Annotated in this window: 23 protein-coding genes and 1 tRNA gene; 22 read left to right on the top strand and 2 right to left on the bottom strand. The window is 62.1% G+C overall.

Features of this window, described 5'->3' with window-relative positions; translation table 11 throughout:
* Positions 1-11: 11 nt before the first annotated feature.
* The 13 genes from Q0603_RS10115 to Q0603_RS10055 all read left to right on the top strand — a co-directional run bounded on the left by Q0603_RS10115 (position 12) and on the right by Q0603_RS10055 (position 12,443).
* Positions 12-1,112 (top strand): branched-chain amino acid ABC transporter substrate-binding protein, encoded by a 1,101-nt coding sequence (locus Q0603_RS10115; protein WP_298725219.1) that lies wholly within the window; start codon positions 12-14, stop codon positions 1,110-1,112.
* Positions 1,113-1,299: 187 nt separating this feature from the next.
* The gene (gene rpiB / locus Q0603_RS10110) at positions 1,300-1,740 is read left to right on the top strand and encodes a ribose 5-phosphate isomerase B (RefSeq protein WP_298725217.1); all 441 of its coding nucleotides are present in this window, start codon (positions 1,300-1,302) and stop codon (positions 1,738-1,740) included.
* A 36-nt stretch (positions 1,741-1,776) separates the two neighbouring features.
* The gene (gene glyA / locus Q0603_RS10105) at positions 1,777-3,084 is read left to right on the top strand and encodes a serine hydroxymethyltransferase (protein ID WP_298725215.1); all 1,308 of its coding nucleotides are present in this window, start codon (positions 1,777-1,779) and stop codon (positions 3,082-3,084) included.
* Positions 3,085-3,117: 33 nt separating this feature from the next.
* A complete protein-coding gene (nrdR, locus tag Q0603_RS10100) occupies positions 3,118-3,585 on the top strand; it encodes a transcriptional regulator NrdR (protein ID WP_298725213.1) in 468 nt (155 codons plus the stop codon).
* On the top strand, positions 3,578-4,696 hold the full coding sequence (gene ribD, locus Q0603_RS10095) for a bifunctional diaminohydroxyphosphoribosylaminopyrimidine deaminase/5-amino-6-(5-phosphoribosylamino)uracil reductase RibD (RefSeq protein WP_298725211.1): 1,119 nt from the start codon (positions 3,578-3,580) through the stop codon (positions 4,694-4,696). The genes nrdR and ribD overlap by 8 nt, the downstream gene beginning before the upstream one ends.
* Before the next feature lie 10 nt (positions 4,697-4,706).
* A complete protein-coding gene (locus tag Q0603_RS10090; RefSeq protein ID WP_298725209.1) occupies positions 4,707-5,303 on the top strand; it encodes a riboflavin synthase in 597 nt (198 codons plus the stop codon).
* Positions 5,300-6,430: a 3,4-dihydroxy-2-butanone-4-phosphate synthase gene (gene ribB / locus Q0603_RS10085; RefSeq protein WP_298725207.1), complete on the top strand. Its 1,131-nt coding sequence runs from the start codon at positions 5,300-5,302 to the stop codon at positions 6,428-6,430. The genes Q0603_RS10090 and ribB overlap by 4 nt, the downstream gene beginning before the upstream one ends.
* Positions 6,431-6,433: 3 nt before the next feature.
* Complete coding sequence (locus tag Q0603_RS10080) at positions 6,434-6,976, top strand: 6,7-dimethyl-8-ribityllumazine synthase (protein ID WP_298725205.1); 543 nt, start codon at positions 6,434-6,436, stop codon at positions 6,974-6,976.
* Entirely contained in the window at positions 6,973-7,467 is a 495-nt protein-coding gene (nusB, locus tag Q0603_RS10075) for a transcription antitermination factor NusB (RefSeq protein ID WP_298725203.1), read from the top strand. The genes Q0603_RS10080 and nusB overlap by 4 nt, the downstream gene beginning before the upstream one ends.
* Positions 7,468-7,473: 6 nt before the next feature.
* Positions 7,474-8,475: a thiamine-phosphate kinase gene (gene thiL, locus Q0603_RS10070; protein ID WP_298725201.1), complete on the top strand. Its 1,002-nt coding sequence runs from the start codon at positions 7,474-7,476 to the stop codon at positions 8,473-8,475.
* Between the two features lie 15 nt (positions 8,476-8,490).
* Positions 8,491-8,961, top strand: a complete 471-nt coding sequence (locus tag Q0603_RS10065) for a hypothetical protein (RefSeq protein ID WP_298725199.1) — start codon at positions 8,491-8,493, stop codon at positions 8,959-8,961.
* Positions 8,962-8,982: 21 nt separating this feature from the next.
* Entirely contained in the window at positions 8,983-10,182 is a 1,200-nt protein-coding gene (locus tag Q0603_RS10060; RefSeq protein WP_298725197.1) for an MFS transporter, read from the top strand.
* Between the two features lie 176 nt (positions 10,183-10,358).
* Positions 10,359-12,443, top strand: a complete 2,085-nt coding sequence (locus Q0603_RS10055) for a sodium-translocating pyrophosphatase (RefSeq protein ID WP_298725195.1) — start codon at positions 10,359-10,361, stop codon at positions 12,441-12,443.
* A gap of 71 nt (positions 12,444-12,514) precedes the next feature.
* Here the strand turns inward: Q0603_RS10055 and Q0603_RS10050 are convergent, their stop codons facing one another.
* A complete protein-coding gene (locus Q0603_RS10050; RefSeq protein ID WP_298725548.1) occupies positions 12,515-13,279 on the bottom strand; it encodes an adenosylcobinamide-GDP ribazoletransferase in 765 nt (254 codons plus the stop codon).
* A 195-nt stretch (positions 13,280-13,474) separates the two neighbouring features.
* Between Q0603_RS10050 and cobT the strand changes: the two genes are divergently transcribed.
* Positions 13,475-14,497: a nicotinate-nucleotide--dimethylbenzimidazole phosphoribosyltransferase gene (gene cobT, locus Q0603_RS10045; RefSeq protein ID WP_298725193.1), complete on the top strand. Its 1,023-nt coding sequence runs from the start codon at positions 13,475-13,477 to the stop codon at positions 14,495-14,497.
* Here cobT and bamE read toward each other — a convergent pair.
* Positions 14,494-14,976 carry an outer membrane protein assembly factor BamE gene (gene bamE, locus Q0603_RS10040; RefSeq protein WP_298725191.1) on the bottom strand — a complete coding sequence of 161 codons (483 nt, stop codon included), beginning with the start codon at positions 14,974-14,976 and terminating at the stop codon, positions 14,494-14,496. The two genes, cobT and bamE, sit on opposite strands and share 4 nt — an antisense overlap.
* Positions 14,977-15,123: 147 nt before the next feature.
* On the opposite strand from bamE, the gene Q0603_RS10035 reads away from it, so the two are divergent.
* From Q0603_RS10035 to Q0603_RS10000, 8 genes are all read left to right on the top strand, one after another.
* Positions 15,124-15,615: a ubiquinol-cytochrome C chaperone family protein gene (locus tag Q0603_RS10035; protein ID WP_298725189.1), complete on the top strand. Its 492-nt coding sequence runs from the start codon at positions 15,124-15,126 to the stop codon at positions 15,613-15,615.
* Positions 15,616-15,702: 87 nt separating this feature from the next.
* Positions 15,703-16,281: a YceD family protein gene (locus tag Q0603_RS10030; RefSeq protein WP_298725187.1), complete on the top strand. Its 579-nt coding sequence runs from the start codon at positions 15,703-15,705 to the stop codon at positions 16,279-16,281.
* A 114-nt stretch (positions 16,282-16,395) separates the two neighbouring features.
* A complete protein-coding gene (gene rpmF, locus Q0603_RS10025) occupies positions 16,396-16,581 on the top strand; it encodes a 50S ribosomal protein L32 (RefSeq protein WP_298725185.1) in 186 nt (61 codons plus the stop codon).
* A 37-nt stretch (positions 16,582-16,618) separates the two neighbouring features.
* Complete coding sequence (gene plsX / locus Q0603_RS10020; RefSeq protein ID WP_298725182.1) at positions 16,619-17,710, top strand: phosphate acyltransferase PlsX; 1,092 nt, start codon at positions 16,619-16,621, stop codon at positions 17,708-17,710.
* Entirely contained in the window at positions 17,704-18,678 is a 975-nt protein-coding gene (locus Q0603_RS10015; RefSeq protein WP_298725546.1) for a beta-ketoacyl-ACP synthase III, read from the top strand. Before plsX ends, Q0603_RS10015 begins: the two co-directional genes overlap by 7 nt.
* Before the next feature lie 157 nt (positions 18,679-18,835).
* Positions 18,836-19,174 (top strand): integration host factor subunit alpha, encoded by a 339-nt coding sequence (locus Q0603_RS10010; RefSeq protein WP_298725179.1) that lies wholly within the window; start codon positions 18,836-18,838, stop codon positions 19,172-19,174.
* 17 nt (positions 19,175-19,191) lie between these two features.
* Positions 19,192-19,707, top strand: coding sequence for a MerR family transcriptional regulator (locus Q0603_RS10005; protein ID WP_298725176.1), 516 nt, complete (start codon positions 19,192-19,194; stop codon positions 19,705-19,707).
* Between the two features lie 216 nt (positions 19,708-19,923).
* A tRNA-Pro gene (locus Q0603_RS10000) sits at positions 19,924-19,997 on the top strand.

The following is a 19,997-nucleotide window of genomic DNA, read 5'->3' as shown; positions in this document are numbered from 1 at the left end:
GGGAGAGGACAATGCGTAAACTTTCGACAGGTTTGGCTGTCATCGCAGCCGTGGGGTTGTTCGCCGGCGCGGCGTCAGCCCAGGTGAAAATCGCGCTGAACGGCCCGATCACCGGTCAGCTCGCTTCCTTCGGTGAACAGATGAAGCGCGGTGCCGAAATGGCCGTCGCCGATCTGAATGCCAAGGGCGGCGTCAACGGTCAGAAGGTTGAGCTGATCCTCGGCGACGATCAGTGCGATCCGAAGCAGGCGGTGGCGGTGGCCAACCGCGCGGCGCAGGAAAAGGTCGCCGCTGTGATCGGCCACTTCTGCTCGGGCTCGTCGATCCCGGCGTCGGATGTCTACAAGGAAGAGAACATCCTGCAGATCACGCCGGCCTCGACCAACCCGACCTTCACCGACCGCGGCTACAAGAATGTCTTCCGCGTCTGCGGCCGTGACGATCAGCAGGGCATCGTCGCCGGCGACTACATCCTTGAGAAGTTCAAGGGCAAGAAGGTCGCGATCCTGCATGACAAGACCGCTTACGGTAAGGGTCTTGCCGACGAGACCAAGAAGCGCCTGAACAGCAAGGGCGTGCAGGAAACGATGTACGAGGCGATCACGCCCGGCGAGAAGGACTACTCGGCGCTCGTTTCCAAGATGAAGGCGGCCGGCATCGAGCTGATCTATCTCGGCGGCTACCATCCGGAAGGCGGCCTGATCATCCGTCAGGCCAAGGAGCAGGGCATGAACGCCGTGCTGATGGGCGGTGACGCTCTGGTCGACAAGCAGTTCTGGGCGATCTCCGGCCCGGCCGGCGAGGGCACGCTGATGACCTTCGACGCCGACCCGCGCAAGAACGAGGCCGCCAAGCCGCTGGTCGACAAGTTCAAGGCGCAGGGCTACGACCCCGAGGGTTACACCCTGTACACCTACGCCGCGGTGCAGATCTGGGCCGAAGCTGCCACCCAGGCGAAGTCGTTCAAGACGTCCGATGTGGAGAAGGCGATCCGCTCGGGCAAGTTCAGCACCGTGCTGAACGAGGTTTCGTTCGACGCCAAGGGCGACACCACCACCCCGGCTTACAAGGTGTATGTCTGGAAGAACGGTTCCTACGACTACGTGAACTGATCCGCTTCGGCGGAGCGGAAGGCCCGGCGGATACCCGCCGGGCTTTTCTTTTTAGAAAAAGTTCTTGATTTACCCCGAATGCGAGCGGGTGGAAGTTCAGCCGGAAACGGCATTTTCTTGTTGGTAGGGTTGGCACTAGCCACCGGATATTGTAGGGTCCGCGCGTTCTTCCCCGAGGTACCCGCCGATGTCCAAGCCCACGGTCGCCTTTGCCGCCGATCACGCAGGTTTCGAGTTGAAGAACCTCCTGCGAGACGACCTCAAGGCTCAGGGCTATTCAGTTGTTGATCTGGGGACCTTGAGCGCCGATAGCGTCGATTATCCCGATTTCGGCCGCGCCCTCGGCGAGGCGGTTTCCCGCGGCGAGGCGCAGTTCGGTGTCGCCATCTGCGGCAGCGGCATCGGCATTTCCATTGCTGCCAATCGCATTCCTGGCTGCCGGGCCGCCCTTTGCCACGATCATCTGACGGCCCGCCTGGCGCGCCAGCACAACGACGCCAATGTCATTGCCCTGGGCGCCCGGCTGATCGGGCTCGATACGGCGAAAGACTGCCTCAAGACCTTTCTCGAGACCCCGTTTGAAGGCGGGCGGCATGCCCGCCGTGTCGCCAAGCTCGGCGCTGCCTAATCGGAACTTTTACGCCTAGACTTCGGAGTACCATTCATGTCCAGCACCGCCGCAAAGCCCTCCGTTACCCATGCCGGCTTTTTCGAGCGCAACCTTGCTCAGGCCGACCCCGAGCTCTATGCGGCCGTCACCGGCGAGCTGGATCGCCAGCAGAACCAGATCGAGCTGATCGCTTCGGAAAACATCGTCAGCCGCGCCGTTCTGGAAGCGCAGGGCTCGGTGCTGACCAATAAGTATGCCGAAGGCTATCCGGGCAAGCGCTATTACAATGGCTGCGAATTTGTCGACATCGCCGAGACGCTGGCGATCGAGCGCGCCAAGAAAATCTTCAACTGCGGTTTCGCCAATGTGCAGCCGCATTCCGGTGCGCAGGCCAATCAGGCGGTCTTCATGGCCGTGTTGAAGCCGGGCGACAGCTTCATGGGTCTGGATCTCGCCGCCGGTGGGCATCTTACGCACGGCTCGGCCGCCAACCAGTCGGGCAAGTGGTTTAACGTCGTGCCTTACACCGTCCGCCAGGACGACCACCGCATCGACATGGACCAGGTCGCCAAGCTGGCCGACCAGCATAAGCCCAAGCTGATCATCGCCGGCGGTTCGGCCTATCCGCGTTTCTGGGACTTTGCCCGCTTCCGCGAGATCGCCGACAGCGTTGGCGCGATATTCATGGTCGATATGGCGCATTTCGCCGGCCTGGTCGCTGGCGGCGTACACCCGAGCCCGTTCCCGCATGCGCATATCGCTACCACCACGACTCACAAGACTTTGCGCGGCCCGCGCGGCGGCATGGTGCTGACCAACGACGAAGCGCTGGCGAAGAAGATCAATTCGGCTGTCTTCCCGGGCCTGCAGGGCGGTCCGCTGATGCATGTCATCGCCGCCAAGGCCGTTGCCTTCGGCGAGGCGCTGACTCCGGAATTCCGCACCTATGCCCAGGCCGTGGTCGACAACGCCAAGGCCATGGCCGGGGCCCTGCAGGAGCGTGGCTATGACCTCGTTTCCGGCGGCACCGACAACCATCTGATGCTGGTCGATCTGCGTTCGAAGGGGCTGAAGGGCAACGTCGCCGTCGAAAGCCTCGAGCGCGCCCGCATCACCGCGAACAAGAACGGTGTGCCGTTCGATACCGAAAAGCCAACGGTCACCTCGGGCGTCCGCCTGGGCAGCCCGGCCGGCACGACACGCGGCTTTGGAGCCGCTGAATTCCGGCAGATCGGCGGTCTGATCGCCGATATTCTGGACGGTTTGGCGAAGAAGACAAATGACAATTCCGACGTCGAGCGCGCGGTAGCGGAGAAAGTGACGGCCCTGTGCCGCCGCTTCCCCATCTACCCGCAGATGTGACGCGTACAAACTCTAGGCGGGGGAAATTGAACGATGCGTTGTCCGTTCTGCGGCAATGACGATACCCAGGTGAAAGACTCGCGGCCGACCGAAGACAATTCGGCCATTCGGCGGCGGCGGTTCTGCCCGAATTGCGGCGCGCGCTTCACCACGTTTGAACGGATTCAGCTCCGCGAACTGACGGTGGTGAAGAAGAACGGCCTGAAGGTTCCGTTCGACCGCGACAAGCTGGCGCGCTCCATCATGATCGCGACCCGCAAGCGGCCCATCGACCCGGAGCGCATCGAGCGCCTGATCAATGGTATCGTCCGCCGTCTTGAGAGTTCGGGTGAAAGCGAAATCAAATCGGACACCATTGGCGAGCTGGTAATGGATGGTTTGGCGGCCCTCGATAAGGTTGCCTATGTCCGCTTCGCCTCGGTCTACCGCAACTTCCGTGAGGCCAAGGACTTCGAGGAATTCATCGGCTCCTTGGGTGGTCCTGGCAGCAACGATGACTGACATATCTGCCGTCGCCCGGGACGAGCGCTATATGCGCATCGCGCTCGGGTTGGCGGCGCGTGGACTGGGCAATACTTGGCCCAATCCGGCGGTCGGCTGTGTGATCGTCAAAGACGACCGCATCGTGGGACGAGGCTGGACGCAGCCTGGTGGCCGCCCGCATGCCGAAACCATGGCATTGCGCGAAGCAGGCGACACTGCGCGCGGTGCGACTGCCTATGTGACATTGGAACCGTGCAGCCATCACGGCAAGACGCCGCCCTGCGCCGATGCGCTGATCGAAGCCGGGATCGCGCGTTGCGTGGCGGCTGTGGAGGATCCCGATCCAAGGGTTTCAGGCAAAGGCTTCGCAGCCCTGCGTGAAGCAGGTATTCAGGTCGATGAAGGCTGCCTGGAAATCGCGGCAATGGAACTTAACGCCGGATTCTTTTCCACGCGTCAGCTTGGCCGCCCCATGATCACGCTGAAACTGGCGGTCAGCCTGGACGGCCGCATCGGGACACATACCGGCGATAGCAAATGGATCACCAATCCCGTTTCACGGATGCGGGCTCATCTGCTGCGGGCGCGGCATGATGCCATCATGGTCGGCAGCAACACGGCTCTGCAGGACGATCCCGAACTGACCTGCCGGTTACCCGGGTTGCCAAAGCGACCTCCGGTCCGCATCATCCTGGATGGCCGCCTGCGGCTCAGCCTGACGGCCCGGATGGTGGTCACAGCGAAGCAGGTTCCAACTTGGCTGATCACCCGCGAGGATGTCAATGCCACCCGGCGGCGCGCATTTGAGGATTGCGGAGTCGAGGTCATCGCCGTGGAACCGGATGAGGCGGGCTTTCCCGATCTGCGCCAGGCCTTGGAGCAGATCGCTCAGCGGGGCGTGACCCGGATTCTGGTCGAGGGCGGTGGCCGTCTGGCGGCCAGCCTGGTTCGGGCGGATCTGGTGGATCGGATGATCTGGTTCCGCTCGCCCAGCATCATTGGGGGCGACGGTTTGCCGTCGATAGCCGCTTTTGGGGTGGATGCCGTTGGGGAAGCACCGCGCTGGCGCCGGATGCGCAGCGATATTCTTGACGACGACCTGCTAGAAACCTTCGTCCGCGCCCACTAAAACTAGCACCATGTTCACAGGCATCATCACCGACATCGGCACCCTGATCTCCCGCGAAGATCGCGGCGACATCCATCTGCGCATCCGCACCGGCTATGATACGGCCAGCATCGCGATCGGAGCATCGATTGCCTGCTCCGGCGTTTGCCTGACGGTGGTGCAGAAGGGGGCGGACTGGTTTGCGGTTGACGTCTCCGCGGAAACCATGTCGCGCACCGTGCTTGCGGATTGGAAAGAGGGAAGCCGCATAAATCTGGAGCGGAGCCTGAAAGTTGGCGATGAACTAGGTGGTCACATCGTCTCAGGCCATGTCGATGGCGTTGCCGAGGTGACCGACGTCAGACGGGAAGGAGAGTCGATGCGCGTCGTATTTCGCGCACCTGAAGGACTTGCACCTTTCATCGCCGAAAAGGGCTCGATCACAGTCGACGGCGCCTCCCTGACGGTGAACCATGTAGACGGCGCGACTTTCGGCGTAAACCTGATCCCGCATACCCAGGAGGTCACCACTCTGGGGGCTCTCAAGGTCGGGGACCGTGTGAATGTGGAAATCGACACCTTGGCGCGTTACGTCGCACGCCTGCAGCAATGGAGTAAGGCATCGTGACCGCGCAGGACGATATCAAGCGCTACATCGCGTCTGCGGAAGAGATCATTGAAGAAGCCCGCAACGGGCGGATGGTGATTCTGGTGGACGAGGAAGATCGCGAGAATGAGGGCGATCTTTACATCCCCGCCGAAAAGGCCAATGCGGACGCCATCAATTTCATGGCGCGTTATGGCCGCGGGCTGATCTGCCTTGCCATGACGCGGCAACGTATTGAGCAGCTTCGCTTGCCGTTGATGGCGCAGCACAACGCCTCGCGCCACCAGACGGCGTTCACAGTCTCGATCGAGGCGCGCGAGGGCGTCACGACAGGCATCTCCGCCGCTGACCGTGCCCGCACCATTGCAGTTGCCATCGATCCCACCAAGGGGCCTCAGGACCTTGCCGTGCCTGGCCATATCTTCCCGCTGATGGCGCGGGATGGCGGTACGCTAGTGCGCGCCGGCCACACTGAAGCTGCCGTCGATATCGCGCGGCTGGCAGGGCTTAATCCGTCGGGTGTGATCTGCGAGATCATGAATGATGACGGCACCATGGCCCGGCTGCCGGATCTGGTGAAGTTCGCCCAGTTCCACAATCTCAAGATCGGCACCATCGTCGATCTGATCGGCTATCGCCGCCGCCACGACAATCTTGTCGAGCGTGTGGTGGAGAGCGAGATCGACAGCATCTGGGGTGGCAAGTTCCGGATGATTGTCTACCGCAACCGGGTGGAGTACGCCGAGCATATCGCCCTGGTGAAGGGTGATGTCGCCGACGGCAAGCCCGTGATGGTCCGCGTCCATGCCCTGAACGTGATTGAGGACGTTCTGGGCGACCATGGCGGCCGGTCGGGTGTCCTGCATGGCGCCATGCAGATGATCGGCGAGGCCGATAGGGGCGTGGTGGTACTGATCCGTGAACCCCGCGCCACCGCATTGTCCGACCGCGTCCGTCAAAAGCTGGGGGAACCGGTTGAAAACGCTGCGCAACTCCGGGATTATGGCATCGGGGCACAGATACTGATTGATCTGGGGGTGAAGGACATGATCGTTCTGTCGAACGTGCAGCGTACCATCGTCGGGCTGGAGGGCTATGGTCTGACCGTGGTGGAGACCCGGCCCATCGAGGTTCGGAGGGAGGGCTGACGCATGGTCTCGCGCGCACGCAAACCGGCGACGAAGAAGAAGCCGGCGAAGATCAAATCCTTCTCCACCCGGAAGTCGCAGGTTAAGGGCAGCCTTTCCATCGATATCCGCAAGCCGCGTGTCCTGATCGTCGAGGCCCGGTTCTACGAGGATATCGCTGACGCGCTGTTCGAAGGCGCCAAGGCGGTAATCGAGGCATCTGACTTCGAATATGACCGGATTGACGTGCCCGGCGCGCTGGAATTGCCGGCGGCGATCCGTTTCGCGATGAACCGCAAGGGTGACCGGGCCTATGACGGCTATGTAGCGCTTGGCTGCGTCATCCGGGGTGAGACCTCGCATTACGATGTCGTGGTCAATGAAAGCGCCCGGGGCCTGCAGCAGCTTGCCTTGGAACATCAGCTCGCTATCGGCAATGGTATCATCACGGTCGAGAATGAGGAGCAGGCTTGGGAGCGCGCCCGCAAGGACCGGCAGGATAAAGGCGGTGCTGCCGCTCTTGCCTGCGTGGCGATGATTGGCCTCAAGCAGCTGTTTTCAGCATGAGTGAAGGAGGGCAGCGTCGTAACAATCGCAACCATCGACCTGCGGGACGCCGGTCGGTTGCGCGGTTGTTTGCCGTGCAGGCCCTCTATGAGATCGAGTTCGGCGGTGGCGTCGCAGAAGCCGTCATCGCCGATTTCCGCGCCAATCGGCAGAATGAAGAGGTCGATGGCGTTCAGATGCGCGAGGCGGACCCGGATTGGTTCGCCGAAATTGTCCGCGGCGTTTCCAAACGGGAGTCAGAATTGGACGAGGCCATCAAAGCCGCGATGCCGCGCGCCGATGCTCTGGACCGCATGGAAGCCATCTTGCGTTACGTCCTGCGCTGCGCGGCCTATGAGATCATCGCGCGGATCGACGTGCCTGCGGCCACCATCGTTGACGAATATGTTGGGATCGTGCGCGCCTTCTTTGGACCGCGCGAGATCAAGCTCGCCAATGGCGTAATCGACGCTGTTGCGCGTCAGCTTCGTCCCGGCGAGTTCCCGGCCTGATAGGTCATGGCCGAGCGGGAAGGTCTCGGCGAGTTTGAACTGATCGCGCGCTATCTCGCGCCGTTGGCCGCTGCAGCGCCGGGCGCCTTTGGATTGCGCGACGATGCTGCAACTATCACCCCGCCCGCGGGCTCGGATCTGGTCGTTACCACCGATGCCATGGTGGAAGGCATCCATTTCCTCAAGTCCGACGGCCCGGAACGCATTGCCCGCAAGCTGCTGCGCGTCAACCTCTCCGATCTGGCGGCCAAAGGCGCCGTCCCGATTGGCTATCAACTGATCCTCGGCTTGCCGACGCCCCTTGATGAAGATTGGCTGGCGCGGTTCGCCGCAGGTCTGGCGCAGGATCAGCAAGCGTTCAATTTCCCGCTCTATGGCGGCGATACCACCCGCTCACCCAGCGGCTTGCTGCTTGGCGTGACGGCTTTCGGCTATGTACCCGGCGGACAGATGCTGCGCCGCAATGGCGCGCAGGCTGGCGACGACCTTTATGTCACTGGCAGTATCGGCGATGCCGCACTCGGCCTCGAAGTGAAGCTCAATCATCGCATCTTCTCGTCAGCCGCGATGATGATGTTCGACTCCCGGCTTCATCTGCCGACACCGCGACTGGCTTTTGGGCATGGCCTTATCGGACATGCGCATGCCGCTTTGGACGTCTCGGACGGGCTAGTCCAGGACGCCGGGCATATCGCATCGGCTTCTGGACTGAAAGTCGTTATCGATGCGGACAGCGTGCCGTTATCCCTGGCTGCCCGAAGCGCCTTGGCGGACGATCCCGACTTGCTAAAAGCAATTCTCACAGGCGGCGACGATTACGAACTGCTATTCACCGCCGCGCCAGACAACGCGGCCGCCATTTCTGAACTCTCCAGACGCGTTGGCCTTGCTGTAACCAAGATCGGCAGGCTGGAAGCAGGGGCAGGAGTGGAAGTCCGGGATCGCGCCGGACAGCTGGTAAAGCTCCCGAAATCGGGCTTTCAGCATTTCGGTGGCCCGGTAGAATAGGGCGAGGAGGCGGCATTGCGAAGAATTGCCCTGATCGTCATCGCCGTGCTTGCGCTGATCACGCTGATCGGCGGCGGTATTGCTGCCTACTTTCTGGTCTTTGCGGCAAAGCCGGAGGAAGAAGAGGCCTTCGATCCCAACGATCCGCCGCCGCCCATTCCGGTTAAACGGCCGGCTTTCGTGCCGCTTGAGCCGTTCAGCGTCTACGTCAAGCCAGAAGGGCAGAGGGTCCGGGAGATCATCGTCATCCTTCATCTGGAAGCGCCACCGGATAACGTGCCGCTGGTGAACGAAAAGATGCACGTCCTGCGGGACCGCTATATCCGGGAATTGCTGAAAGGCGATCCGATCGAGGTGCCGGCCAGGTTCACCGTCAAAGACCTTTATGTGATCCGAGATCGTCTCCGGGAGCCCACGGAAGAAGTTTTGGGCAAAGGCGTAGTGACGCAGGTTCTGCTTCTGAATATTCTTGGACAGTTGAAATAAGTAGAATCGAAGCAGGCCGATATGACCTCATTGCCTCCGGCCGCCGCAAGGCGGAATGCGCTTATCTTGTCGGTCTGCATGGCGCTGGCCAATTCCGCCGTGACGCTGCAGGTCACCCTCGGCGGGCTTGTGGGGCATATCCTGGTTGAGGACAAGGCGCTCGCCACCCTGCCGGTTACCTTTGTGGTCGGTGGAACAGCGCTGGCTACCATTCCCGCATCGATGCTGATGCGCCGCATCGGCCGCAAGCTGGGTTTCATGATCGGCTGCCTGGTCGCGATCCTGGGCTCCAGCATCGCGGCCTCAGGCGTTTATTACGCCAACTTCTGGCTGTTCTGCCTTGGTGCATTTGTCTTCGGCGGCTCAAGCGCCTTCGTGCAGCTCTACCGCTTTGCCGCCGCGGATATCTCTCCGCCGGAGATGAAAAGCCGCGCCATCTCCTGGGTAATGGTTGGCGGGTTGGTCTCGGCCTTCCTCGGGCCGGAGATTGCCAAGCACACACGGGAATTGCTGTCGCCGCATCTGTTCCTGGCTTCTTACATGGCGGCGGCCGCTTTGCCGGTCTTGGTTCTGGGGATACTGACCACAGTCAGCATTCCTCGACCGACTGTCAGCGAATTGAAGGAAACCGGCCGTCCGCTTGCGGAAATCGTGCGCCAGCCGTCTTTCCTCGTGGCAGCCATGGCCGGCATGTTCGGCTATGGCGTGATGAATCTGATGATGACGGCAACACCGCTCGCCATGCAGATCTGCGAGCATCCGTTCTCTGCTGCGGCTACGGTCATTCAGTGGCATGTCTTCGGCATGTTCTTCCCGAGCTTCTTCACCGGCAACTTGATCGCGCGGTTTGGTGCATTGCGGATCATTACGGTGGGCACCTTGCTGAACCTCGTCTGCATCGGCGTGGCCCTGAGCGGCGTTGAGGTTCTGCATTTCCAGATCGCGCTCTTCCTGCTCGGTGTGGGATGGAACTTCATGTATATCGGGGGCACCTCGCTGCTGACCGAAGTCTATCGTCCGGCGGAGCGCAACAAGACTCAGGCTCTCAACGACTTCCTGGTCTTTGGCACCGTTGCTTTGGCGTCTCTGGGCTCAGGCAAGCTGCTGTATCATTGGGGGTGGGATTTCGTCCCGCTCTCGGCTTTGCCTTTCGTCCTGATGGCAGGCCTAGCGGCCGTCTGGTTGATGCTGCAGCGGCGCCGTCAAGCCCTAACAGCCTAACCCCCGGAAATATATGGCATATTGCGCACGCCGCGCATCTCTGGCATAACCCTTCGCAGTTCCGCCCCGCGTCGAGTTTGGGGCCAATGAATAAGTAGCAGTCGCGTAACCCGGTGCGGGTAGTGCTGCCCCATCGGGCGTGTCTCGATGATAATAACGGAACGAAGGGAAACGTCATGACGGAGTTGTGGTTCGCCATCGCCTGCGGCGTATTGGCGTTGTTGTATGGCATCTGGACATCACGTTCGGTGCTTGCCGAGTCCGCGGGCAACCAGCGCATGCAAGAAATCGCTGCTGCGGTGCAGGAGGGCGCCTCCGCTTATCTCAATCGCCAGTATCGCACCATCGCCATCGTCGGCATCGTGGTTGCCGTCATCATTGGGGTGACGTTGGGGCTGAAGGTCGCTATCGGTTTCATCATCGGTGCGGTCCTGTCGGGTGCCGCGGGTTATATCGGCATGAACGTCTCCGTTCGCGCCAACGTCCGTACGGCGGAGGGCGCGCGCAAAGGCCTGGAACATGCTCTCGGCATCGCCTTTAAGGCTGGTGCCGTCACCGGTTTGCTGGTGGTTGGGCTCGCGCTGCTCGGCGTCGCTGTCTATTACGTGGTTCTGAAAGGTATCGGAACCGATGGCCGCGAGATGATAGACGCGCTGGTGGCTCTGGGCTTCGGCTCCTCGCTGATCTCGATCTTTGCCCGTCTTGGTGGCGGCATCTTCACCAAGGGCGCTGACGTCGGCGCCGACCTCGTTGGCAAGGTCGAGGCGGGCATTCCCGAAGACGACCCCCGCAACCCGGCCGTAATCGCAGACAACGTGGGCGACAATGTCGGCGACTGCGCCGGGATGGCGGCTGACCTGTTCGAGACCTATGCCGTGACCATCGTTGCCACGATGGTCCTGGCATCGATTTATTTCGCTGCCGATGCGGTGATGATGGGGAAACTGATGGCCTATCCGCTGGCCATTGCCGGTGCCTGCATCATCACCTCGATCATCGGCACCTTCTTCGTGCGTCTTGGCAGCAGCCAGAACATCATGGGCGCTCTCTACAAGGGGCTCATCGTCACTGGCGTTCTGTCTGCAGTTGTTCTCTGGCCGATCACCGAATACATGATCGGAATGGGCACCTCGCTCACCGCCGGTACCGCATCCTTCACCGGCATGAGCCTGTTCTGGTGTGGCATTGTCGGCCTGCTGGTGACCGCGGCCATCGTCTGGGCGACCGAGTACTACACCGGCACGGGCTATCGTCCGGTGAAGAGCGTCGCGCAGGCTTCGACCACCGGCCATGGCACGAACGTGATCCAGGGCCTGGCGGTTTCGATGGAAGCAACGGCGATGCCCGCGCTGTTCATCGTCGTTGGCATCATCGCCACCTATATGCTGGCTGGCCTGTTCGGCATCGCTATCGCGGTGACGACCATGCTGGCCCTGGCCGGTATCATCGTGGCCTTGGATGCCTATGGACCGGTGACCGACAATGCGGGCGGTATCGCCGAAATGTCCGACCTGCCCAAGGATGTCCGTAAGACCACGGATGCTCTCGACGCGGTCGGCAACACCACCAAGGCCGTCACCAAGGGCTATGCCATTGGCTCGGCCGGTTTCGGCTCGCTGGTGCTGTTCGCGGCCTACACCGAGGACCTGAAGTACTTCTTCAAAAACGTCACCATCGACTTCTCGCTGAGCAATCCTTACGTCGTGGTGGGTCTGCTGGTTGGCGGCCTGCTGCCGTATCTGTTCGGCGCGATGGGCATGACGGCTGTTGGTCGTGCTGCAGGCTCGGTCGTGGTCGAGGTCCGGCGTCAGTTCAAGGAGATCGTCGGCATCATGGAAGGCACGGCCAAGCCCGACTATTCCAAGGCCGTGGACTTGCTGACCAAGGCTGCGATCAAGGAAATGATCGTGCCGAGCCTCCTGCCGGTGCTTAGCCCGATCGTCCTCTACTTCGTGATTGCCTGGATCGCGGGGCAAGCGGCAGCCTTTGCAGCTGTGGGCGCCATGCTGCTTGGTGTGATCGTCACCGGCCTGTTCGTCGCCATCTCCATGACGGCGGGCGGCGGCGCCTGGGACAACGCCAAGAAGTATATCGAGGAAGGCCATCACGGCGGCAAAGGCTCGGATGCCCACAAGGCAGCCGTGACCGGCGACACCGTTGGCGACCCGTACAAGGACACCGCTGGTCCGGCGGTCAATCCGCTGATCAAGATCACCAACATTGTGGCGCTTCTGCTCCTCGCCGTGCTGGCGCATGGCTGAGCAGCGCACTTGAAGTAATTAGAGAAGGGCCGGAGCCATCCGGCCCTTTTTCTATGGCTATTCTTGACTGGCTATATCGCCACGGTCACGGCGCTGATCGCCAGCAAAGCAGCGATCTCTGCAATCTGCTGGGTAGCGCCCAGCACATCGCCCGTATGTCCGCCGATCTGCCGTTTGGCCAGGGCATACATGAAGAAAGCGGCCACTGCCACAGCCGCGATCGTCACGCCCCAGCTTTCGCCATCCAGCAGCCCGAATGTGACGAGGCTAGAAACCAGACCGGCTGCGATAACGGATGCCAACGGAATCTTGCCGCATGAGAGCGCCAATCCATCCGATCTGGCCGGTGGCAGCAAATACCAGACCGCCGCCATGGCCACCCGGGACAACGCGCCGGCGGCAATCAGGGTCACGGCGACGGCGCTCGTATTACTGACAGTCTGATCGTATTCGTCGGAGGTTGAGATGAGGCTATTCGCCAATTCATTGATGGCGCTGAAGCGCAGACCGAATGCAAGCATGAGTGCCACGACGCCATAAGTGCCGATGCGGCTGTCACGCATGATCGCCAGCTTTTGCTCACGATCACGGCCGCCGCCAAAACCATCGGCGGTATCGGCCAGGCCGTCCTCATGCAAAGCGCCGGTGATCAGAACCTGCACACTGATCGCCAGCAACGTGGCGCCGGCAAGTCCGATCCCAAGATGATTGGCGCCCAGAAAAACCAGCCCGCCAGCCGCTCCCACGACGACACCTACGATTGGAAAAGCCCATGCCGCCCGCGCGGCTTGGCCCATCAGCATCTGGCCTCGCGATACGACCGGGATCCGGGTCAACAGCAGAAAGGCCAACCGGAGATCGTTCAGAAAGTTGAAACCGCCAGGAATATTCTGATCAGGAGCATCCTGCCCCGGAGCGTTGTCACTGGCTTGATCGTCGTCAGAATTGGCCATGAGGATGCATTGCGGTCAGGACTAGGCTGTCTTATAGCACGCTCGTCCCAGCCGGCGAAGCTAGGGCGAGGAGGGGCAATGGCGATCGTTTTCTCAAGCTTTGCGGCAATACGCAACGCCACAGCACAACTGCCCGACGTTGCGCAGGCTGCCATCGCAGAGGCCCGCGCCCGCGATGCCGAACTGACCAAGCCGCTAGGCTCGCTGGCCCGGTTGGAGGAATGCGTTCTGCATCTCGCCGGTTGGCAGAAGAGACCCCGGCCTCGCCTCGATCAAACCCATATCCTGATCTTCGCTGGCAACCATGGTGTCACGGCGCGCGGCGTCTCGGCATTTCCGGCGGAAGTCACAGCGCAGATGGTGGCGAACTTCCAGAACGGCGGCGCCGCGATCAATCAGCTCGCCAGGCTCCACGGCGCGCAGCTCTCCGTCTCATCGCTCGACCTCGACAAGCCGACAAAGGACTTCACAACGGCGCCTGCGATGAGCGAGGCGGAATGCCTTGCGGCGGTCAACGCCGGCGCGGCTGCTGTACCCGAGGCGAGCGATCTCGTCCTGATCGGCGAAATGGGAATTGGCAATACGACGGCTGCCGCCGCTCTGGCTGCCGCGTTGTTCGGCGGCAATGCGCGTGACTGGGTGGGGAGTGGCACAGGCGTCCACGGATCTGCATTGGAAAACAAGATTGCCGTGGTCGACGCCGCGCTGGCTTTCCATGGCAAGGCCCTGACGGATCCGTTGGAAGCGCTTCGTTGCGTCGGCGGGCGCGAATTGGCCGCACTCTTTGGGGCGACCTTAGCCGCGCGGCTTCGTTCGATACCGGTCTTGCTGGACGGCTTTGTCACCGGCGCTGCCGCGGCGGTCCTCGCCCGGCTGGCGCCAGATGGCCTGAAGCATTGCCTGGCCGCCCATGTATCTGCAGAGCCCGGTCATCGGCGGCTGCTGGAACATCTCGGCCATCGCCCGCTGCTCGATCTGGGCATGCGCTTAGGAGAAGGCTCAGGCGCTGCGGTGGCGCTTGGAACCCTTAAGGCAGCAGTCGCCTGCCATGAAGGGATGGCGACCTTCGCGGAAGCGCAGGTTAGCAATAAGGCGGGTTAGGGGCGGTAGCCGCCCGTAGAGCCGGTGGCGCCGCCGGCATTGCTGTTGAATCGACCAAGATTGCCGAACAGCTGCTCCAGGAAGGTCAGCTCTTTTCCGCGCGTCGGCGTCTCGCGTTCGACGAAGGCAATCTGCTTGCCATCCTTCAGGCCGTAGCGCTTGATCTCGCGCACCTTGCCTTCCTTGTCGAAGGAAATGGCGAGGACCTGCTGGTCGATCAGCTCCGGTGCCAGGAACGCAACAGCCTCGGTCTCGCTGGAAATGTAGTAGTAGGTCGTACCCCATTCGGGGAAGGTTGACGTCGTTGACGGAGATCCCAGCAGCGCGCCAACCTGAGGCTCGGTCGTCTCACCGACCGTGATCAGGTTCAGCTTGTCCTCATCGATGCTCGCGCCACGATAATCCTGGCGCGGCGCGCAGGCGGCGATCATCGAAAACAGGACGGCGGCGATAACCGCAGCGGTGTGGCGAAACGGCATGCAGAGACTCGCTATAAAGTGAGACGCATATTATCTTTCCCGCCCTGTAAAGGCAAATTAGCCTCGATCCCTCCGAACTCTGAATTCCCTTGGATGCTTAAATCGCTTTTTTCATTTTTTAGTCGAAATCAGCCGCCGGAGCAGGCGGTGGCGCTTTACAACCGGATCGTAGCGCAGGCCCGCCAGCCGGTCTTCTACAGCCACCTCTCGGTTCCGGACAGCCTGGATGGCCGTTTCGACATGATCGTGCTGCATGCCATCCTGGTCATGCGCCGGCTGGGCCAAATCGGGGAGGAGGGGCGCAAGCTCAGCCAGGCCCTGTTCGACCTGCTATTTGCCGATATGGACAGCAGCCTGCGGGAAATCGGGGTTGGGGATCTCAGCGTCGGGAAGAAGGTTAAAGCCATGGGGCAGGCGTTCTACGGCCGGGCCGACGCCTATGAGGCGGCGCTCAAGGCCGGCACGGAGGAAGCCCTGACGGCTGCCCTGGGCCGGAACCTCTACGGTACCCAGCAGCCGACCCCGCCGGCGGTCTCCGCCATGGCGGCCTATATGCGGCAGGCCGATGCTGCCCTGGCTGCGCAGCCGCCCCAGGAGCTGCTAGCCGGAAATCCCACTTTTCCGGTGCCCCAGGCCTGACCGGATAAGAGCCGAAGCGGTTGACCCCGGGGCGGCTTGCCCCTATGTTCCGCCGCCTTGACGGCCGCAGGGGTCCCGGAGGTTCCCGTGTCGAAGGGCACACCTGGCAACGAATTCAGTCACTTGGTGCAGGTCGACCGGATCGGTCCGGAAGGTACCGATCTGCATCTGGTCGCGAATCCGGCAGAGCGCGAGGCTTTGGCCCGCCGCTTCCGGATCCCCGCGGTGCTTTCGCTGTCGGCAGATTTGCGGGTTTTCCCGGACCCGGTGCTGGCCGGTCATTATCGGCTGACGGGGCAGCTGGCGGCGGAAGTTGAGCAGACCTGCGTCGTGTCGCTGGACCCGGTCCGGCAGCAGGTTGCGGAGAGTTTTCAACGGCTTTTCGCCCCGCCGGAGGTGGTCGAGAAGGCTGCCGCCGTGCAGACGGACGATGATGAAGAGGCGGAATGGCTCGATCCCGACGCCGACGATCCGCCCGACCCGCTGGTCAACGGGGGCATCGATGCCGGGGCGGTGGTGGCGGAAGCCTTGGCTCTGGCGCTGGATCCCTATCCGCGCAAACCGGGTGCCGGGTTGCCAGAAGGCTATCGACCCGATGACGATGGGGGCGCCAAGGTCAGTCCTTTCGCCGTGCTGGCGAAGTTGAAGACGGGGAAAAATGATTGAGGCGAAAGCGCTTGGTCCCTGGGCGCGCCGAGAGTATATAGGCGGGGATTTTTAGGCAGAGGCGGGTGGACGCGACAGCGCACCGCATCGCGTGATTAGTGAGAGAGACGTGTCATGGCTGTTCCGAAGAAGAAGAAGTCCAAGTCGAAGCGCGATATGGGCCGTTCGCATGAAGCGCTGAAGCCGAGCGCCTATGTGGAATGCTCCAATTGCGGCGAGCTGAAGCGCCCGCACCATGTTTGTGGCGCCTGCGGCCATTATGACGGCCGCGAGGTGATCGCGAAAACCGCTGCCGCCTGAGTCCCTCAGGCATGTCTGAGCGGGTAAGGGCAACGGGGTGACCGCGGCCTTGACCATCGCGCTCGATGCCATGGGCGGGGACCATGCCCCGGACATGGTGATCAAGGGCGCGGCAGCTACACTTCCGCGTTTTCCGCAGACGAAGTTCCTCATGTTCGGCGATGCCGGACAGGTGGAACCGTTGCTGCGTCGTTATCCCGTGCTCAAGGATCGCTGCGAACTTCGCCACACGGCGGAGAAGGTCGCCGGCGACGATAAGCCGAGCCAGGCGCTGCGGCGCGGGCGCAATACCAGCATGCGCTTGGCGATCGATGCCGTAGCCAATGGCGAAGCTCAGGCCGTCCTTTCCGCCGGCAATACCGGCGCGCTGATGGCGATGGCGAAATTCGTGCTGCGCACGCTGCCGGGCATCGAGCGTCCCGCCATCGCCTCGTTCCTGCCGACCATGAAGGGCGAGACCGTCGTTCTGGATCTCGGCGCGAATGTGGAATGTGATGCCAAGAACCTGGTGCAGTTCGCGGTGATGGGCGCCAACCTGGCGCATTCGGCACTTGGCCGCCATCGCCCGCGCGTCGGTCTGTTAAATGTTGGTGTCGAGGACGTCAAAGGCCACGATGAGGTCCGCGCCGCGGCCGAGCTGCTGCGCGCGGTCGAAAACCCGCCTTTCGAATTTGTCGGCTTCGTCGAGGGTGACGACATCACCAAGGGCGAGACTGACGTCATCGTCACCGATGGCTTTACTGGCAATATCGCGCTGAAGACTGCCGAGGGAACGGCAAAGCTGATGGCTGTGCTGCTGCGCGCCGCCTTCCAGCGCTCGATCTTCACCAAGATCGGCTATCTGTTCGCCAGTGCCGGCCTGTCGATGCTGCGCGACCGCATGGATCCGCGCTTTTACAACGGCGGCGTGCTTTTGGGCTTGAACGGCATCGTCGTCAAAAGCCATGGCGGTACGGATGACGTCGGCTTTGGCGCGGCACTGGAAGTCGCCATCGACATGGCGCAGGATCGCCTGATCGATCGAATCAAGGCCGACTTCTCCGGCGCCTTTGCCGAATCGTTGGCCACGCGTCAGGTGGCCGCTGCGGCTTCCGACGTCCCAGTAGATGCCAGTGCGAGGATATCATGATCCGGTCCGTCGTCGTCGGTTGCGGCAGCTATCTGCCGGCGCGTGTGCTGACGAATGCCGACCTGGCGAAGATAGTCGACACATCGGACGAATGGATCGTCGAGCGCACCGGCATCCGGCAGCGTCATATCGCCGCCGATGACGAAAAAACCTCCGACCTCGCACTCAATGCCGCCAAGGCTGCGCTGAAGCATGCCGGCATGACGGCGGACGATATCGACCTAATCGTCCTCGCCACGGCAACGCCGGATGAAACTTTTCCCGCCACCGCCTGCCGCGTGCAGGCCGGCCTTGGCATGACGCATGGCTTTGCCTTCGACGTGCAGGCTGTCTGCTCCGGCTTCGTCTACGCGCTGGCTACGGCGGACAACTTCATCAAGGCCGGCCAAGCGCGCGCAGCTTTGGTGATCGGCGCCGAGACGTTTTCGCGCATCCTCGACTGGACTGACCGCACCACCTGCGTGCTGTTCGCCGATGGCGCCGGCGCGCTAGTTCTGAAGGCGGAAGAGGGCAAGGGCGACAACACCGACCGCGGCGTGCTGACGACGCATCTTCATTCCGATGGCCGCTATCACGACCTTCTCTATGTCGATGGCGGGCCGTCCAGCACTCAGACCACCGGCCACCTGCGCATGCTGGGCAAAGAGGTCTTCCGCCACGCCGTCGTCAATCTTGCCGATGTGGTCAAGGAAACACTGGCCGCGGTGAACATGCAGCCGTCCGAGATCGACTGGCTGGTGCCGCACCAGGCCAACAAGCGCATCATCGACGGCACTGCCCGCAAGCTGGGCCTGGGCACCGACCAGGTGGTGCTGACCGTGGGCCACCATGGCAATACCTCGGCCGCCTCCGTGCCGCTGGCCCTTGCCGAGGCCGTGGCCGACGGCCGGATCAAGCAGGGCCAGGTGGTCCTGATGGAAGCCATGGGCGGCGGCTTCACCTGGGGCAGCGCCCTGGTCCGCTGGTAAGGCCGGGCCGGGCGGCTCGCCGAACTTCGTCCCGCAGTAGAATTTCCTGACCTAACCTTGCGATTTTGACTATCGATTCGGCCAACGTCTTATTGACGCCCGGCCGCCCATAAGTTAGCGTCGCGGCTATAAAATTCGTAAAAAGGGGGCGGTGGTTATGGCCGGGAACACCTTGACGCGGGCTCAACTCAGCGAAGCGATCTATCAGGAGGTCGGGCTGTCGCGTAGCGAGTCTGCGCAGTTGGTCGAGACGGTGCTGAACGAGATTATCGACAGCCTGATCGCCGACCATATGGTCAAAATCTCCTCCTTTGGTACCTTTCAGGTCCGCTCGAAGGGCGGCCGCATGGGACGCAATCCCAAGACCGGCCAGGAAGTGCCGATCGATCCGCGCAAAGTGCTGGTTTTCCGCGCCAGCCATGTGCTGAAAGAAAAGATCAACGCCGGCATGCATGCGGCTACGGCACAACAGCAGCAGCAGAGCAAGCCGGCCTAACCGAGCAGCGTTAGGTGATGGTGGAACGAGCAACGGAACGGAATCTCGCGACATCCGCGGCGGCCAAGAAGCCCGCCCGCACCAAGACTGAAGGCGCCTTCCGCACCATCGGCGAGGTCGCCGAGCAGCTCAATCTTCCGCAGCATGTTCTGCGGTTCTGGGAAAAGAAATTCCATCAGATCAAGCCGGTAAAGCGCAGCGGCGGGCGCCGTTACTACCGCGCCGAGGATATCGCGCTACTGACCGAGATCCGCGCCCTCTTGCATGACCACGGCTATACGATCCGCGGTGTGCAGAAGCTGCTGCGGGAAGGGGGCTTGGCCAAGGCCGTCAAGGCGCGCGCCAAGACCGACCCCAAGGCCGCCGCTGAGGCCATCCGGCCCGCAGCCAGCAAACAGGCCGCCGAAAGCCGCCAGATCGGCATGCCCTTCGACCTTTTGAACGACATGGGGAACCTCAAGCAGGCGATCAAAACCTGCCTGAAGGATCTGGAAGCGATCCACGCCGACATCATTGCCCGGCAAATCCGCTAGATCAAAGAGTTAAGCCTGGAAGTGGACGTGCGCTGGCAGCGATCGTCAGCATTCCTCACTACGCTGATCGCCCGCCGGAACGCAGCCCCTAAAATCTCTGCATCCGATGATGTCCAAGCACTTGGCGCGGTTGCGAAAAGGGGGGCGGCATGGCTATAGTGCGCGCCGCTTGAGACCCGCCGCCTGCGTATCCGGCTGCCGGTCTTATAGCCCGGTCGGAGCGTAGCGCAGCCTGGTAGCGCATCAGTCTGGGGGACTGGGGGTCGTGGGTTCAAATCCCGCCGCTCCGA

The sequence above is a fragment of the uncultured Ferrovibrio sp. genome, assembly GCF_937960835.1.
In the GTDB taxonomy this organism is placed as follows: Bacteria; Pseudomonadota; Alphaproteobacteria; order Ferrovibrionales; family Ferrovibrionaceae; genus Ferrovibrio.
This window is presented reverse-complemented; position numbering and strand designations above follow the sequence as displayed.

What these genes read in the sequence shown, in the direction of transcription:
- glyA (WP_298725215.1), top strand. Translation starts at nt 1,777, where the DNA reads ATGTCCAGCACCGCCGCAAAGCCCTCCGTTACCCATGCCGGCTTTTTC.
- Q0603_RS10060 (WP_298725197.1), top strand. Translation starts at nt 8,983, where the DNA reads ATGACCTCATTGCCTCCGGCCGCCGCAAGGCGGAATGCGCTTATCTTG.
- rpiB (WP_298725217.1), top strand. Translation starts at nt 1,300, where the DNA reads ATGTCCAAGCCCACGGTCGCCTTTGCCGCCGATCACGCAGGTTTCGAG.
- Q0603_RS10090 (WP_298725209.1), top strand. Translation starts at nt 4,707, where the DNA reads ATGTTCACAGGCATCATCACCGACATCGGCACCCTGATCTCCCGCGAA.
- Q0603_RS10115 (WP_298725219.1), top strand. Translation starts at nt 12, where the DNA reads ATGCGTAAACTTTCGACAGGTTTGGCTGTCATCGCAGCCGTGGGGTTG.
- ribD (WP_298725211.1), top strand. Translation starts at nt 3,578, where the DNA reads ATGACTGACATATCTGCCGTCGCCCGGGACGAGCGCTATATGCGCATC.
- Q0603_RS10080 (WP_298725205.1), top strand. Translation starts at nt 6,434, where the DNA reads ATGGTCTCGCGCGCACGCAAACCGGCGACGAAGAAGAAGCCGGCGAAG.
- Q0603_RS10005 (WP_298725176.1), top strand. Translation starts at nt 19,192, where the DNA reads ATGGTGGAACGAGCAACGGAACGGAATCTCGCGACATCCGCGGCGGCC.
- nusB (WP_298725203.1), top strand. Translation starts at nt 6,973, where the DNA reads ATGAGTGAAGGAGGGCAGCGTCGTAACAATCGCAACCATCGACCTGCG.
- Q0603_RS10010 (WP_298725179.1), top strand. Translation starts at nt 18,836, where the DNA reads ATGGCCGGGAACACCTTGACGCGGGCTCAACTCAGCGAAGCGATCTAT.
- nrdR (WP_298725213.1), top strand. Translation starts at nt 3,118, where the DNA reads ATGCGTTGTCCGTTCTGCGGCAATGACGATACCCAGGTGAAAGACTCG.
- rpmF (WP_298725185.1), top strand. Translation starts at nt 16,396, where the DNA reads ATGGCTGTTCCGAAGAAGAAGAAGTCCAAGTCGAAGCGCGATATGGGC.
- bamE (WP_298725191.1), bottom strand. Translation starts at nt 14,976, where the DNA reads ATGCCGTTTCGCCACACCGCTGCGGTTATCGCCGCCGTCCTGTTTTCG.
- cobT (WP_298725193.1), top strand. Translation starts at nt 13,475, where the DNA reads ATGGCGATCGTTTTCTCAAGCTTTGCGGCAATACGCAACGCCACAGCA.
- thiL (WP_298725201.1), top strand. Translation starts at nt 7,474, where the DNA reads ATGGCCGAGCGGGAAGGTCTCGGCGAGTTTGAACTGATCGCGCGCTAT.
- Q0603_RS10055 (WP_298725195.1), top strand. Translation starts at nt 10,359, where the DNA reads ATGACGGAGTTGTGGTTCGCCATCGCCTGCGGCGTATTGGCGTTGTTG.